Genomic DNA, 16,035 nt, shown 5'->3' with positions numbered 1-16,035 from the left:
GGATATAAAACAAAAACACAAATGCAATGACTCGCTGAATGAAATGTATTACAAAACAAATCTATATCTAAAAAAAACTAATAAAAAGAAAAATAACAATAAAAAAAGATAAAAAATTAAAGGCACCATTAAAAACAGACCAACAAAAACTAAAAATCAACAAAAAAAATAAGAGCAAATATCACTCTTAAAATTTTGCTCTATCTAGCACCCTATAATAATATTATTAAATTCTATTTAAACACTGAAAAGATATAAGATTTTATTATAGAAATCTTGGAAAAAAAAGATAAAATTACTGATTATATAAAAAATGATAAAAGTTTTTAAAAAAAAGTAATGCCATGGGCCGGACTTGAACCAGCGACATCTAGATCTTCAGTCTAGCGTTCTCCCATCTGAACTACCATGGCACATGGTCCGGACGAGATTTGAACTCGTGATCCCCTCCACGTCAAGGAGGTATCATACCCCTAGACCACCGGACCTACATACTTATAAAGTTATATCAAAGATAATATATAAAGGTTACTATTTATTTAAATATAAAATTAAATTCCATAAAAAATTCAAAAACAATAATCTAAAAAACATTGAATTTTTAATTAAAATAGTATTATCACATTAATTAAAATAATTTAAAAAAATAGTTAAAATAAAAATCAATTAAAAATTATAAAAATATAAAAGAATAAGATGGCCATTAGAACTGGCCAAACTTATAAAAAAATACATCGTTAAAACTGTAATTCAAAAAAAACTCTCAAACAAATCTATTTGATAGCTAATTTGATATCTTCAGCTTTGACGGTTTTTCTACCAGCGTGGCGTGCGAAATTAACAGCTTTTTGTGCGATTTCGTCACCTTGTTCTTCTAATGCTTCAGCTAATGCAACTTTTGCGTCATCAGAAATTCTTTGTGCTCCAGCATTTTTTAAGATACGACCGACTGGTGCGATTGGTAATTCACTCATTTTTTCACCTCCAAATATTACTTGTACTACATAGTATATAAAGGTTTCGTTAAAAAATCATTGAAAAGTAGTCATATTCACCATGTTTAGTGAAAATATACCTAGTGAAAATTTAAAAAAAATTTTTAATACTAAGATAAAAATCAAGTAAATATATATAAAGTTATAAGTTAAAACACAGTTTAAAAAGAGTAAAAAATCATAAAATTAAAAAAATTAAAATGCTTTAAATCTAAAAATATGCTACATCAATTTAAATTAATAAAATCTAAACTTTTATTAACAAATATATAAAATAATAGAATGAATAATTCTGTTTTTAAGTTAAATAATTGAAAGAAAATCTATGTAATTGAAATTAAGAACAATTAATTAAAAATTTATAGAAAAAAGCCTTAAAATTCTTTAAATTTTTTAAGATTTCACTAAGTTTTACATATGCAAAATTAAAGAAAAATTATATAAAATTTATTTAATCATGCGATAAAAATTTAAAAAAATAAAATATTAAATGAAAATAGTAGTGTAAAAATATAAGAAAATAAAATTTGAAAATGGTTTTAAAAAAAAATTAAAAAAAATTTATGAAAAAATAAAAAATAGACTATTAGAAAAATATATGAAATTATAAAAGATAAACTTTTAAAAATTTGATTAAAAAAAAAATTATAAAAGACTAATAAAAAATAAAAATTTATATAAATTTTTATAATCTGATTTTAAAAGAAAATAAAAATGAAAATAAAAAACCGTCCATATATGGTTTGGTATTATTAATATTAATCGACTATTTGACCAATTAAATATGTGCTGGTTGTTTTAGTTATTTTAACATTGACAAAAGTACCGATCTCTGCATCATCAACAACAACAGGCAAATATGAATTAGATTTACCAATAACTCCTCCTTTAGAACCCTTTTGAACAATAAGAACTTCTAAAGTTTGTCCTAATAGATGTTTATTTTCATCATTTGTAATTTCTTCTTTAATTTCTGTTAATTTTTTAGATCTTTGTTTCATAATACTGTAAGGTAATTCTTTAAGTGATGATGAAAGTGCACCTTCCCTATGTTTATATTTAGATAGATGTATAAGGTTAGGTTTTATTTCACATAATAAGTCAATAGTTTTTTGAAAATCTTCATCTGTTTCTGTTGGATAACCAACAATAATATCTGTTGCAATAGTAATATCTGGAATGGATTGTTTAAGTTTTTTTACAAAATCCACATATTCTTCAATTGTATGGCACCTATTCATATCTTTTAGAACTTTATCACTACCAGATTGAACAGGTAAATGTATGAATTTATATACATTTGGTAATTTAAATGCATCAATTACTTCATCAACATCATCGAAAATATTTTTAGGATGCATCATTCCAACACGAATTCTGAAATTTCCATCTATATTTGCCACTTCTTTAATTAAACTAGAAAGTTTTTCACCAGTATCATGACCAAATGCAGCAGTATCTTGAGCAGTAAGTTCAATTTCAACACAACCAGAATCAATTGCTTTTTTAGCTTCAGCTTTAATATCTTTTATAGGGTATGAATGAAGAGGTCCACGGGCTAAACGTGTACAACAAAAGCTACATACACCTAAACATCCTTCACAAATTTGTATAATGTGGATAAATGGATCTTCTTTAAGCTTATTAAGACCAACTTTAGAATCTTTTGAAAGTCCAGTTTGTCTTAATAATTCTCCATTATAACTTGCATTTACTACCTCAACAGTTTTATTTAATTGATGAGGACCAATCCAATTAGTAGAATCATCAGCAATCTTATCTAATTTTTTTGGGTCTATTTCAACCATACACCCACTAACAATCACCTTTTTATTAGGATAATCCTTTTGTAGTTTTTGTATTCTAGTTGTAACCTTACTTTCTGTAGGCTGTTTAACATAACATGAATTTATAATAATAACATCAGCATCCTCAATATTATCAACAAGTTCCATACCTGCATCAGATAATTTACCTGCCATAATTTGTGAATCTGCTTTATTGAATGTACAACCAAATGTTTCAATAGCTACTTTAATCTGATTCATAATAAACACTTTACTAAATTAAAAAATTAAATTATAATATTAGAAATAATTGTGATTTGAATATATAATAATAAATTTTAAAATATAAAAGTTTAATGTTAAAATTTAAATTAAATTATAAAAAATATAATAAAAATTCTAAAAAATAATAAAAATAATAATAAAAAGACAATAATAAACTCTAAAAATAGTTTAATTAAATATCATCTGATTTAATTTTAACAATATTATCAGTCAAATCATAATCATAGGTTTTTAAATTAATAGTTTTGGTATAAATCCTTTTTATGACATCTGCCTTAGCTGAACCACTGGTAATCTTTTTATTTTCTGTTTTAATAATATGAACTTTAAGAATAAAATTTTCAATTTTTATAATATCATTAGTATTTATCTCAAAATCTCTATTAATATCAAGTTTATATGATTTAACTTTACCATGAAAATCAATTGACAATCCCAATCTTGCAGGTATTTCAAGAGATGAAGCCCATATAGTTTTAATTTCAGAAACTAATTCACTATTTACTCTTTTTTCTTTATTTTCAATAGAATTAATTTTAACCTGGCCTTTATCGATAAGTAGAACATCACCTATTTTTAATTTTTCATCAGGATATAAATCTACTGTAGTTTTTGTAGATTTTTCATTTTCACTAACAATTAATCTGCATGGTATAGGTTTAGATTGAGTTACTCTATCCTTAAAAACATGGTCACATTCCTTACATTTTAATAAATAATCATTAATTTTTTTACTACGTGAGGAAGTTTCCTTCGACTTTAATACTCTTACCTCACTAGATCCACAAATTGGACATTTCATTTTTCTTCCTCCATAAACTTTATATAATTTTGACAAATCGTGACAAAAAATATTTAAAACTTAAAAAATTAGTTGATAAGTTAAAAAAATAATCAATACTTAATTATTCTTTAATAATCCTTAATTTATAGAAATATTAATCTTTGGTTTTCAAATAGTGGTTTACAAGTCCACCATCTTTTAAGATATCTAACATGAAATCTTTAAAAGGTTCAAATTCTTCAATTTCACCTGTTGTTTCATTAGTTATTATACCTGAAGCCAAATCAACAGATATAATATCTTCATCTTTTGCTTCTATGTTTGATTTTATTACAGGTAGCCCAATATTAACAGCATTCCTATAAAAAATTCTTGCAAAAGATTTTGCAACAATTGCATCAACACCTGCAGTTTTAATTGCTACAGGAGCCTGTTCTCTGGAAGAGCCACAACCAAAATTTTCACCAGCAACAATAATATCTCCTTTTTTAACATTAGCTGTAAAATCAGGACGTTCACCCTCAAGGACATGATCTGCTAAATCTTGAGGATTAAATGTACGAAGATATCTACCCGGTATTATTAAATCAGTATCAATATTGTCTGTAAATTCCCAAACTCTTCCTTGAATTTTATCCATCTTAATCACAAAAAAATAATTTGTTTAGCACTATATAGTTTATTAGATATTATATATTTTTTATATAAAAAACTATTGTTTTAATAAAAAATAAAAAAAGCATTAGTTCAAATTAATAGTCAATATTTTTAATAATTATTAAAAAAAGCCATATTTTGAAAATTAATAGTTAAAATATAAAAAAACAAGTACTTATTTTTCTATAAATTCAAAACCATGATTTTGTGCTTTTGTTGTAAAGACAACATCACCATCGTCGGTGGATAAATACTCTTTTGTTGCTTTAACAATATCTTTATTATTTTTATCATAAACTGTATAAATTGCAGGGCCAAAAGAACTCATTCCAACTCCATAAGCTCCACAATCCCTCATATAATTCATTAGATTAATTAATTTAGGAGGTTGAAGCGAAAGTTCAATTTTTTTAAATCCTTTATTTTGTATTTGATCTATACAATATCCAAATTCTTCAATTTGTTCTTCAAGTAAAAAAGGTATAAGATTCATAAAAATAATATGAGACATTTGTTCTACTTCACTTTTAGCAATAGGGCAATAAGTCTGGAAAATATTAATTTCTCTTTGCCCATTAATATGTTCGTTATCTCTTGGAATAGCTACTAAAATATCCCAATCCTCAGGAAAATCATAATGACCTAATAATTGTGGAGGTTTAACATCACTAGCAGATGACGGTAAAAATTCACTTTTATCTTTTAAACTATGTCCACCATCAACAATAAAACCACCATAATCAAAAGAAAAAGTACCAATTCCAGAAGTACCTCCCCTACCAACTATACTGGAAAGTTTAAATGAATTTTCATGAATACCCATTGTTTCAGTCATTATTTTAGCAGTTGCTAGAGCAATTTGAGTACCGGAACCTAGACCAGAGTGAGCAGGGTAAGTTTGAAAAACTTCAAAATCAAAGCCCGCTTCTATACCATAGAATTTACGTATTTTCTCCGCAGTTTCAATGACTTTACTTTGACATTCTGGTTTTGCATCAATTCCTACATCATTTTTAAAATCAACTGTAATATTGTTTGAATTAGATTCTGTTCCCTTTAATATTAAATTTGGTTGATTTATAGTAAGCCCAATTCCACCGTCTGTTCGACCATATTCCCCACTCATATCAATTAGACACATATGAAGACGGGAGGGCGTTTTAATAATCATTTTTAAGTGTCCTCAAATGTTTTTTACAGATGAATAAATCAACAAGATGTATTTTAAAAAATTTATCTTAAAAATATATTCTTCTTTTAAATTTATATTAATAATTACTTTTAAATTTTTCTATATACATTTTCTAATTAAAATTATTGAAAAAACAAAAGAATATACTAATATAATCAAATTCTTTAAAAAAGAAAGTAAAATAATTAGATAAATAAAAATTAAATTAAAAAAACTTTAATACTATTGGAAAGTTTTTATATTACTTTATAAAAAATAAATTTTTTAAGCACACAGTAATAAAACTGTTTAAAAAAAAGATAAATTTTTATAAAAAATATAAAGATTCAATGAAAAGTTCTAAATTAAACCAAAAAGACCTAAAGCCATTAATGCATCTTCATCTAAACCCTCATTAGATTGGTATTTTCCACAAGTCATACAGTCAATAGGATCTTCATAATAATCACAACCATTATCCTGTGACGGATTAAAATATATACATGTTTGTTGGATTTCTTCATTAGATACCATAATATCCCCCTTCATAAATTTAAATATTGATTAATAACAGATAGTTTTAAATTAATACTTAGCCATCCGTTAATAATTTATTATTATTATTAAATAATTTAATCAAACTAATTATATAATAATTAGATTTACATAATAAAATATTTTTTGATAAATAAAAATTGTTTATAAGTAAAAATAAAAACCATGATGGTTTGAAAATTAAAATTATTTGAAAGTTATTACAAGTAAAATTTAATTAAAATAAAAAATTTCAATTGTGTTGGTTAAAATAAATTATAAAAACAATAATTTTCTTCATTTAAAAAATGAATTAATTAATAATCTTTAATTTTTTTTTCCAACACAAAAAAGAAAAATTGTGTTAAAATATTTAAACTGTAGAACCCTAATTAAGGAGCTCATTTTGATTTGAAGAGTTCAATACAGATTTAGTGCTTCTAAGACCAAATAACATTGTAGATAAATTATGTAAGAGTGAAGAAGTTCTAGGGGTAATTACTCCCAATATACCTAATACAATCAAAGTACTATTAAATAAGACAATATTACTATAATTATTATTTATCTTATCAAGCATACCTGTAGATAATAGTCTAAGTGTTACCAAATCATATAAATCATCTGAAAGTAAGGAAATATCTGCAACTTCTCTTGCAATATCTGAAGAATTTCTCATAGCAACTGAAACATCAGCAGCAGATAATGCAGGAGAATCATTAATTCCATCCCCAACCATAATGACTTGATGATTTTCTTTTTTAATATCCTGAATAATATGTGCCTTATCTTCAGGAAGAACTTGTGACTGATACCGGGTTATACCTAAGTTTTGAGCAATAGTTTTTGCTGCATTTTCACTATCCCCTGTTAACATGACAATATTAGTAATTCCCAATTCTTTAAGTTTGGAAATAACATCACTTGCTTCATCACGAACAGGATCATCAATACACAATATTCCTTGAAGTTTTCCACCAATTGCAAGATAAATTACTGAATACTTTTCAACATTTTTATCAATAATTTTTTCTTGTTTTTTAGTGAATTTGACACCTTCATCCTCTTCAACAAAATGCCTACTTCCAATGATTGCTTTTTCACCATCATAAGTCGTGGAAATTCCATGAGCAACTATGTATTCAACTTCACTATGTTCCTCTTTATGATGTAATCCTTCTTCATCAGCTTTATTAACAATTGCTGTAGCTACACTATGTGCAAAATGTTCTTCAATACATGCTGAAATTCTTAAAACATCCTCTTCAGAGTATTTTCCACATGGAATAACCTTTACAAGGACAGGACTTGCATTAGTTAAAGTTCCAGTTTTATCAAATACAATAGTATCTGCATTTGCAAATGCTTCAAGGTGTTTTCCACCTTTAACCATCATCCTATTATCAGAAGCTTCTCTCATAGCAGAAATGACTGAAATTGGAGTAGTTAATTTAATCGCACAAGAAAAGTCAACCATCAATACAGATAATGCTTTAACAACATTTTGTGTAAATAGATAAGTTAGTCCAGTTGCAAGTAAACTATAAGGAACAATAGAATCTGCTAAATCTTCTGCTTTACTTTGAATGCTTGCTTTAAGCTCTTCAGAATCTTCAATCATCTCAATAATTTTATTGAGTCTAGTTTCATCATTAACAGATAGAACCTCAACAGCAATAGACCCTTCTTCAACAACAGTACCTGCATGAACAGCCCTACCAACAGTTTTATGTACTGCTAAAGATTCACCAGTCATGGAAGATTCATTAATCATTCCATCACCCTCTGTTATAACACCATCAACAGGAATTATAGAACCAGTTCTAACTCTGATTTTATCATGTTTTTTAATCTCAGATAACGGTGATAAACTTTCAATTTCATTACCATTATCGTCCTCTTCAATTACCCAAACATTATCAATATTTAATGCCAAACTACTTTTTAAAGTATTTTTAGTTTTTTGCATTGTATATTCTTCTAACATGTCTGAAATAGATAATAAAAAGATCATAGAACCAACAGAACTATAATTTCCATGATACAATGAAACAGCTGTAGCTGTTCCATCAAGCAATGCCACATCAACACGGAAACTAGTAAGACTATCCAATCCTTTAAGAATATAATCAGATGCATAATAAAGGAGCATTAATTTTTGTAAATAATTTCGAATAAATATCTTTTAAGAATTTTTTTAGCTAAATTCATAAAAAAGTTATCAGATATTTCTTTTGATTTTATTTCATCTGTAGCTTTTCCATCAAAAAGATCATCTTTTGATATTTTATCCAATATCTTTAAAATTTCTGCTTTTTTATTAACATCATTATATAAAATTAAGATACTACCATTTTTGTGAGAAATAGAGACCTCATCAATAAAGTCATATTTGGATAATGTTTCAAATAGGCCATATCCTTCTTCTCGAGTAAAAATATCCCTACCTACACGAACTCTTAATCGAGTATTTTTATCATAAACTATTTTGTAAATCATGGCTCTAAAATATAAAGTTGTTTTTTGGAAAAATTAGCCATTAATGTTTTAAATTATAGTAATTATTGTTATAGATTAGACAACTACCCTATTAAAACATTAGACTAATTAAATATATTTAAAAATAAAATTATAATCTTAAAAAAAAGTCTAGAATTCTAATTTAATAATTTTAAAGATTATAAAAAGTAAAAAGATTATTTAATTATTGAATATTTTTAAAATTTAATTAAAGATTTATTCAGCAGTTGTATCAACTACTACAGCATCTTTCTTATCAGCTACTGCATCAGTATGAATATCTTCAGCGTTATCTTTAATATCTTGAATAGATTCTTCTAATTCACTTTTACAAGTTAAAACTTTTGCCATAGCTTGTGCTGCTAAATCTTTAGTTTGTTTAGATTCTAATATTTTTTGACCTATAAGTGCAGTTGCAATTCCACCAACAAAAATTAAAGCATGTTTATGCTCCATACAACGACCAATAATATCATCTCTATCCATATTATCACCTTAATCAATTTAATTATATTATTTCTTGTTTAATTATAATTTCCCTTATTATACTAATTTAATTTAAAATCTACATTATAAATCATTTGCTAAATGAAAAAAATTATTAAAAGTAATGTAAGGAGAAATTAATAATTGAAAATGATTTTTTTAAAAACCATTATAATATATAAAAACACTAATATATAAACTTTTAGTTATGCCTAAAAAATATCATATTTTTTGATATGTAACTAAAAATAATATTTAATGTTTAATACAATTATTTTAAACTTCAATAAATAAAAATATTCCTTTTATTTTTATAAAAAAAATAATCAATAATATATAATGAAAAATGAAGATGGGACATGAATAGGTTTTATTAAAATCTAATTAAACGATTTGATTATATTTAATTTAATATTGAAATATTTTTAATTTTGTAATTATATTTCTATACAAAACTATAATTATTTTTGACCAAAAATATTCGTGTCCCACCCTCAAAATTAAAAAAAAATTATATAACCACTAAAATATTAATATGAAAAATTAAAGTGAAAACACTTTAAAATTAATATTAAAAACGACTATTTTTAATCCGATGGCCTTAAATTAACACAAATATATTAATTATGAAAGAAAGTATTAATGTTAATAAATTTGTATTGAATTGAGTGTTTACAGCTGAATTATAAGCTGTAGCATAAGGTTTGAATATATTATTTCCATCATCTACAATGACATAATCATATATTCCAAAAGTATTATCATTATCTTCTTCTGTTGATAAAGACGCATCAGCATTATTATAAACAATCCCTGAAGTTTTTAGAGCATAATCGCTTAAAATACCATTTTCATTGTAATTATCTGAATCAGTATTAGAAGCATAAGATCCTCCACGACTTAGAATTGGATAAATAAAGTCGTAATTGTATTCATTATCTGAATCATCATCACCATAATCCTCATAATCATCCCAATCAAAATCAGAATCATCATCTAAATCCTCATCATAACCATCTAAATCCTCATCATAACCAGAATCATCATCTAAATCCTCATCATAACCAGAATCATCATCTAAATCCTCATCATAACCAGAATCATCATCTAAATTAAAATCAAGTGAATCAGATTGATAAGTAGCATCATCAGTTAAATCAGAAGATTCACTAGCAGAAACTACTCCCATTGAAATCATGAAAATTATAGAAATTGATAAAATAAAAAAAACTTTATTAACTTTCATTTATACTCACCGAAAAGTAAAACAGTATATTTTTACTTCAAATATATTATTTGTTCATTACCATATATAAACTTTAATATCATTTATAAAAAATTAAGGCAACTACTTTTAAAATTATAAACCTTTTTTTTAAAGCATTTCCATAATTTTCATCCAAAAATTTATCCACATTAAAGTTACAGAATAGATTAAAATATACAGATAACTAATACATCCAAATATGTTTTCTATATGTATTGTACTATTAATTATAACTCAATGAAAAATTAAAAAAAATATATTTTATTTTCTATATTTCTGCCATACTTTATCCTCATCTTTTGATGAGACCTTATTATCTGCCATCACACCAACTAAATCATGGGCTATGTAGGGCTCTTCAAGATAACTAATATCTTCTGAAGATAATTTCAAATCAACTGCACTGACTGCACCGTCCACATGATGCATCTTTGTAGCACCGACCACAGGCGAAGTTACCTTTTCCAAAAGCCATGCAAGGGAAACTTCAGTCATTGAAACTTCATAATTCTGTGAAATTTCATTGACCCTTCTGATTATTTCCATATCCTGTACTTCTGTGTTCTGGTATTTTAATTTAGCATAAAAATCATCCTTCAACCTTTTAGAATTAGCCCCAGGTAGTCTTGATAGTCTTCCAGATGCAAGTGCACTGTATGGTGTAAGGGCAATGTTGTCTGTTTTGCATAATGGAACCATTTCACGTTCCTCCTCCCGGAAAATTAAATTGTAATGTCCTTGGACGGATACGATTTAAAGAAAATAACAAAAATCACTTCCCTAAAGATTTAAAAGAAGCATTTAAAATAGGTGGAAAATTAAGTAAAGAGAATTAATTAAGTTTTAAAGGGTAAAATATAGCTTAGATAAGAAAATATATTAGATGATATTGAAATTTCTATAAACATTATCATCTTATTTTTTTTATGAAATGATATCTAATTTTAAATTTAAATTATTTTTAAAATAAAATTAATTTAACTTAATACAATCCTTTGGACAAATAGATTCACAAATGTGACAAGTTTTACATGCCCAAAAATTATTAGGGCTAATTAAATTATCTTGAAAATCAAATACCTTATTAGGACATGCAATTACACATTTTTGACAATCTTCACCTATACAATTTTCATAATCAATGAAAATATCTGATTCCTTATTTTCTTTACTTTCATTTGACTTCTTTTCCTTTTTAAAAAATGATTTCAATCCCATAGCCTTATTTTGTTATTATAAATTAATAAATATATGGAAATTTATTTTTAAAATAGTTAATATAATATAAGTGTTAAATATATAATTTAATAATTAATTTTGAATATATATTAAATTTAACAAACTGATTTTTATGAAAAAAACAAAAGTAGTTGCAGCAATCATAAGAGATAAAGATAAAATATTAGCTACACAAAGGGGTTATGGAGAATATAAAGGTTATTGGGAATTTCCTGGAGGAAAAATAGAAAACTCCGAAAGTAATGAAGAAGCCTTAATTCGCGAGATAAAAGAAGAATTAAACGGAGATATTGAAATTAAAAAATTTGCATTAAATATAAAATTCCAATATCCTAAGTTTTTCTTAGACATGGACTGTTATGAATGTAAGCTTAATGGGGAAATTGAACTGCTTGAACATATGAATTCCAAATGGTTATCTAAAGAAGAATTAGATTCTGTTGAATGGCTTCCTGCAGATATAGATGCTGTAAATTATCTAAAAAATATCCTATAAAAAAAAAGGTATAAAGTGTAATTATGGATGATTTTAATAATGATATTATAGATGGTGCAAGAACAGCTTTTATTGATGAAAACTTTGAATCATCAAATTATCTTAAACCTAAACTGATTATTAATTCATTTGGAAATAAGGTTTTAAATTCTATTAAAGAAGAGTTAGATAATTGTGATGAATTTTGTATAAGTGTTGCATTTATAACCATGAGTGGTTTAACTCCTCTTTTACAAGACTTTCTAGATTTAGAATCTAAAGGAATTAAAGGAAAAATCATTACAACAGATTATTTAAACTTTACAGAACCTAAAGCTTTAAAAAAACTAAATTCATTTTCAAATATTGAAGTAAAACTATATTTACAAGATAATAAAGGGTTTCATACAAAAGGATATATTTTTAGAAAAGATAATGTTTATAAATCCATTATAGGTAGTTCTAACCTTACCTTAAATGCATTAACAGTTAATAAAGAATGGAATATTGGATTTAGCTCTCTAGATGAAGGAGAAATATTAACTGATTTATTGGATGAGTTTAATTACTTATGGGATAAAGCTTCAAATCTTGAAGATGTTATTTTACAATATGAATCTGTTTATAATCATGCAAGACAATTTACGGATTTTAGAAAAGAATATTTAAAGCTTAAACAAGAGACTAGTGAAGATTTAGTTCCAAACATTATGCAAGAAAAGTTTTTATCCAATTTAAGAGAATTAATTAAAAAAGATGAAAATAGAGCATTACTTGTTTCTGCAACAGGTACAGGTAAAACATATGCATCTGCATTTGCAGTACATGAATTTAAACCTAAAAGATTTTTATTTTTAGTCCATAGAGAACAAATTGCAAAACAGGCAATGAAATCATATAAAAGAATTTTTAAAGGTGAAGAAAATAAATTTGGATTATTAAGTGGAAATTCAAAAGATTATAATGCAGATTATCTTTTTTCAACTGTTCAAACTATGTCAAAGGATGATGTGTATTCAAAATTTAGTAATGAACACTTTGATTATATAATCATTGATGAGGTTCACAAAGCTGGTGCACTTAGTTATTTAAAATTAATTAATTACTTTAAACCTAAATTTTATCTTGGAATGAGTGGATCTCCAGATAGAAGTGATGATTTTAATATTTATGAATTATTTGACTATAATATTCCTTTGGATATTAGGTTACAAGATGCTCTAGAAGAAGATTTATTATGCCCCTTCCATTATTTTGGAATAACAGATATTGAAATAAATGGAGAATCATTAGATGATAAATCTGATTTTAATAGGCTAGTTTCAAATGAGAGAGTGTCATATATTCTTGAAAAATCCCAGTATTATGGTTTTAGTGGAAATAGAATAAAAGGACTAGTATTTTGTTCTACAAAAAAAGAATCAAAAAGTTTAGCTAAAGAGTTTACCAAAAGAGGCCATCCATCAATAGCTTTAACAGGTGAAGATTCACAAAACGCACGTGAAGAAGCAATTGATAGATTAACTAATGATAATAGGAAAGATAATATAGAATATATTATAACTGTTGATATTTTTAATGAAGGAGTAGATATTCCTGAAATTAATCAAGTACTTCTTATTAGACCCACAGAATCATCTATTATTTTCATACAACAATTAGGAAGAGGGCTTCGTAAATTTAAAAATAAAGAATATGTTGTTATTTTAGATTTTATTGGAAATTATAATAATAATTTCTTAATCCCAATAGCCTTATCTGGTGATAGAACCTATGATAAAGACAATATTAGAAGATATATTCTTGAAGGATCAAAAATTATTCCCGGTTCATCAACAATTAATTTTGATGAGATTTCAAGAAAAAGAATATATGAGTCTCTTGATAATACTAATTTTTCAAAAATATCATTATTTAAAGAAAAATATAAAAATCTCAAATATAAAATAGGTAGAATTCCTTATCTTGTTGATTTCTATGAAAATAGAGATTTTAATCCATTACTCATCTTATCACACACTAAATATGATTCTTATTATAATTTCTTAATAGATGTTGATGATGAATATAAAGAATTACTTGAAGAAAATGAAATCAAATATCTTAAATTTATATCAGATAATTTTGCAAATGGAAAAAGACCTCATGAACTTTTAATAATTAAATTTTTAATTTATAATAAATATTTCACTATTAACGATATTAAAACTGCTCTTAAAGATTATGAAATTTATAATGATACCGAATCAATCTATCATACTTTTAAAATATTTAATTTAGAATTTTTTATACAAAAAGATCAGAAAAAGTATGAAGGAGTCAGTTTTTTTAAAATCAACCCTAGTGAATTAGAGGATAAAAATAAAAGATATGAAATATCAGAGGATTTTAAAACTTATTTAAATAATCCTGTATTTTATAAACATTTAAAGGATGTTGTAGAATTTGGTCTTTTAAGATATGAAAATTATGGACGATGTGAAGAAGTAAATCTTAATTTATATTCAAAATACAAAAGAAAAGACGTGTGTAGATTATTAAACTGGCCTCATGACGATAGTTCAACAATTTATGGGTATAGAATTAAACATAATACTTGTCCCATTTTTGTTACCTATGAAAAGAAAGATGATATTTCAAGTAGTACTAAATATCAAGATGAATTTGAATCAAAAGACATATTTAGTTGGATGACACGACCTAAAGTTAAATTAGATAGTAAAGAAGCTCAAAATATTATTAACTATGAAGAAAATAATCTTAAAATCCACCTTTTTATTAAAAAAAGTGATGCTGAAGGATTTGATTTTTATTATATTGGACAAATGGAACCATTTAAATGGGTTCAAACTAAGATTAAAAATGACAAAGGAGAAAACTTAGATATTGTAAATTTTAAATATAAACTCCATAATCCTGTAAAAGAAGAAATATATAAATACTTTAATGATAAAGTAGAAGATTAAAAAAATAGAAAAAAATAAAAAAAATAAAATATATTTTATCTAAAATGATTGTGTTCCAGATTTTGGAGATAAATCAACATCTAAAGTGTCTTTTAGATTTTCATTTGAGTCATAGACCTTTATTGTAGCATGATCTGGATAATACAAATATGCATCAGCACTTGTCAAATGAACATAACCATCAGATTCAACAGTTACAGGAACCATATTACCATTATTTAGAGTATTTCCATCACGACTATACCATATTTGCACAATAACACTACGACCAGCATTTGAAGAACCTAAATTTATATCTGCATAAGTATGGTCTTCATCAGCACTACCTGTTGTAAAAGACCCTCCATAAATCGTTATAGATGAGGATGAAGGTTTTGAAGATTGTGTAGCACTAGTTGAAGATTGAGTTCCTTTATCATCACTGTCTGAATTACTTGATGAGGTATCATTAGCTGAACTTGAAATAGTATCTTCATGTGAATCAGAATTATTATTCGCCATAGCCAAATAAGCAAATGCTCCAGCTAAAGCCACTATAATAATAACCAATGCAATAATTATAATTTTTGAATTATTATTAAGTTTATTATTAGTTTTAGATGTGTTATTAGACCCTACTACAGAATTATGAGATAAAGTTTTATTTTTTAAAGATGTTCCACAATATTTACAAAATTTTGCAGAATCTACATTTTCTTTATTACAATTAGGACATTTAATATTATCACCCCTTTAAAAATTATATTTAAATTCAATATAATTATATATTAGAGAAATCTATTTATTATAGGTTTTGTAGAAATCCCATAAATTTTTACCAAATATATTTTTGTTATAAAAATAATTAAGATAATAGAAAAAAATAAGAA

The 16,035-nt window shown here is 25.2% G+C and carries 16 protein-coding genes, 2 tRNA genes and 1 pseudogene; 3 read left to right on the top strand and 16 right to left on the bottom strand.

The genetic code is table 11. From position 1 onward, the window contains the following. Nucleotides 1-340: 340 nt before the first annotated feature. The 13 genes from QZ146_RS02510 to QZ146_RS02450 form a co-directional block, all read right to left on the bottom strand. Nucleotides 341-413 (bottom strand) — tRNA-Phe (locus QZ146_RS02510). Nucleotides 414-416: 3 nt separating this feature from the next. Then, nucleotides 417-488, bottom strand: a tRNA-Val gene (locus QZ146_RS02505). A 285-nt stretch (nt 489-773) separates the two neighbouring features. Continuing rightward, the gene (locus QZ146_RS02500; protein ID WP_042706862.1) at nt 774-974 is read right to left on the bottom strand and encodes a histone family protein; all 201 of its coding nucleotides are present in this window, start codon (nt 972-974) and stop codon (nt 774-776) included. Nucleotides 975-1,753: 779 nt separating this feature from the next. Continuing rightward, nucleotides 1,754-3,034 (bottom strand): tRNA (N(6)-L-threonylcarbamoyladenosine(37)-C(2))-methylthiotransferase, encoded by a 1,281-nt coding sequence (locus tag QZ146_RS02495; protein ID WP_295722070.1) that lies wholly within the window; start codon nt 3,032-3,034, stop codon nt 1,754-1,756. A gap of 205 nt (nt 3,035-3,239) precedes the next feature. Then, nucleotides 3,240-3,869, bottom strand: a complete 630-nt coding sequence (locus QZ146_RS02490; protein ID WP_295722068.1) for an HVO_0476 family zinc finger protein — start codon at nt 3,867-3,869, stop codon at nt 3,240-3,242. Nucleotides 3,870-4,005: 136 nt separating this feature from the next. Next, on the bottom strand, nt 4,006-4,491 hold the full coding sequence (gene hacB, locus QZ146_RS02485) for a homoaconitase small subunit (RefSeq protein ID WP_295722067.1): 486 nt from the start codon (nt 4,489-4,491) through the stop codon (nt 4,006-4,008). A 192-nt stretch (nt 4,492-4,683) separates the two neighbouring features. Beyond that, entirely contained in the window at nt 4,684-5,679 is a 996-nt protein-coding gene (locus QZ146_RS02480; RefSeq protein ID WP_295722066.1) for a beta-ribofuranosylaminobenzene 5'-phosphate synthase, read from the bottom strand. A 360-nt stretch (nt 5,680-6,039) separates the two neighbouring features. After that, complete coding sequence (locus tag QZ146_RS02475; RefSeq protein ID WP_295722065.1) at nt 6,040-6,213, bottom strand: hypothetical protein; 174 nt, start codon at nt 6,211-6,213, stop codon at nt 6,040-6,042. Between the two features lie 388 nt (nt 6,214-6,601). Further along, the gene (locus QZ146_RS02470) at nt 6,602-8,365 is read right to left on the bottom strand and encodes a heavy metal translocating P-type ATPase (RefSeq protein WP_295722064.1); all 1,764 of its coding nucleotides are present in this window, start codon (nt 8,363-8,365) and stop codon (nt 6,602-6,604) included. Beyond that, entirely contained in the window at nt 8,365-8,712 is a 348-nt protein-coding gene (locus tag QZ146_RS02465) for a hypothetical protein (protein ID WP_295722063.1), read from the bottom strand. Before QZ146_RS02465 ends, QZ146_RS02470 begins: the two co-directional genes overlap by 1 nt. Nucleotides 8,713-8,949: 237 nt before the next feature. Further along, nucleotides 8,950-9,219: a DUF6110 family protein gene (locus QZ146_RS02460; protein WP_295722062.1), complete on the bottom strand. Its 270-nt coding sequence runs from the start codon at nt 9,217-9,219 to the stop codon at nt 8,950-8,952. Between the two features lie 601 nt (nt 9,220-9,820). Next, nucleotides 9,821-10,465 (bottom strand): hypothetical protein, encoded by a 645-nt coding sequence (locus QZ146_RS02455; protein ID WP_295722061.1) that lies wholly within the window; start codon nt 10,463-10,465, stop codon nt 9,821-9,823. A 282-nt stretch (nt 10,466-10,747) separates the two neighbouring features. Then, the gene (locus QZ146_RS02450; RefSeq protein ID WP_295722060.1) at nt 10,748-11,185 is read right to left on the bottom strand and encodes an aldo/keto reductase; all 438 of its coding nucleotides are present in this window, start codon (nt 11,183-11,185) and stop codon (nt 10,748-10,750) included. Here QZ146_RS02450 and QZ146_RS02445 point away from each other — a divergent pair. Next, entirely contained in the window at nt 11,176-11,322 is a 147-nt protein-coding gene (locus QZ146_RS02445) for a hypothetical protein (protein ID WP_295722059.1), read from the top strand. The two genes, QZ146_RS02450 and QZ146_RS02445, sit on opposite strands and share 10 nt — an antisense overlap. A gap of 136 nt (nt 11,323-11,458) precedes the next feature. On the opposite strand, the gene QZ146_RS02440 is transcribed toward QZ146_RS02445, so the two are convergent. Next, on the bottom strand, nt 11,459-11,698 hold the full coding sequence (locus QZ146_RS02440; protein WP_295722058.1) for a ferredoxin family protein: 240 nt from the start codon (nt 11,696-11,698) through the stop codon (nt 11,459-11,461). A 139-nt stretch (nt 11,699-11,837) separates the two neighbouring features. On the opposite strand from QZ146_RS02440, the gene QZ146_RS02435 reads away from it, so the two are divergent. Then, nucleotides 11,838-12,221, top strand: a complete 384-nt coding sequence (locus QZ146_RS02435; RefSeq protein WP_295722057.1) for a (deoxy)nucleoside triphosphate pyrophosphohydrolase — start codon at nt 11,838-11,840, stop codon at nt 12,219-12,221. 23 nt (nt 12,222-12,244) lie between these two features. Next, on the top strand, nt 12,245-15,166 hold the full coding sequence (locus QZ146_RS02430) for a DUF3427 domain-containing protein (RefSeq protein WP_295722056.1): 2,922 nt from the start codon (nt 12,245-12,247) through the stop codon (nt 15,164-15,166). A gap of 39 nt (nt 15,167-15,205) precedes the next feature. Here the strand turns inward: QZ146_RS02430 and QZ146_RS02425 are convergent, their stop codons facing one another. Together QZ146_RS02425 and QZ146_RS08815 are read right to left on the bottom strand one after the other, a co-directional pair. Then, nucleotides 15,206-15,715, bottom strand: coding sequence for a hypothetical protein (locus tag QZ146_RS02425; protein ID WP_295722054.1), 510 nt, complete (start codon nt 15,713-15,715; stop codon nt 15,206-15,208). Nucleotides 15,716-15,817: 102 nt separating this feature from the next. After that, nucleotides 15,818-15,886, bottom strand: a pseudogene (locus QZ146_RS08815) (zinc-ribbon domain-containing protein); the annotation flags it as partial. Nucleotides 15,887-16,035 lie beyond the last annotated feature (149 nt).

It is taken from the genome of uncultured Methanobrevibacter sp. (assembly GCF_905235195.1).
Taxonomy (GTDB): Archaea; Methanobacteriota; Methanobacteria; order Methanobacteriales; family Methanobacteriaceae; genus Methanarmilla.
Note: the sequence above shows the minus strand (reverse complement) of the source record. Positions and strands in the feature narration are given on the sequence as shown.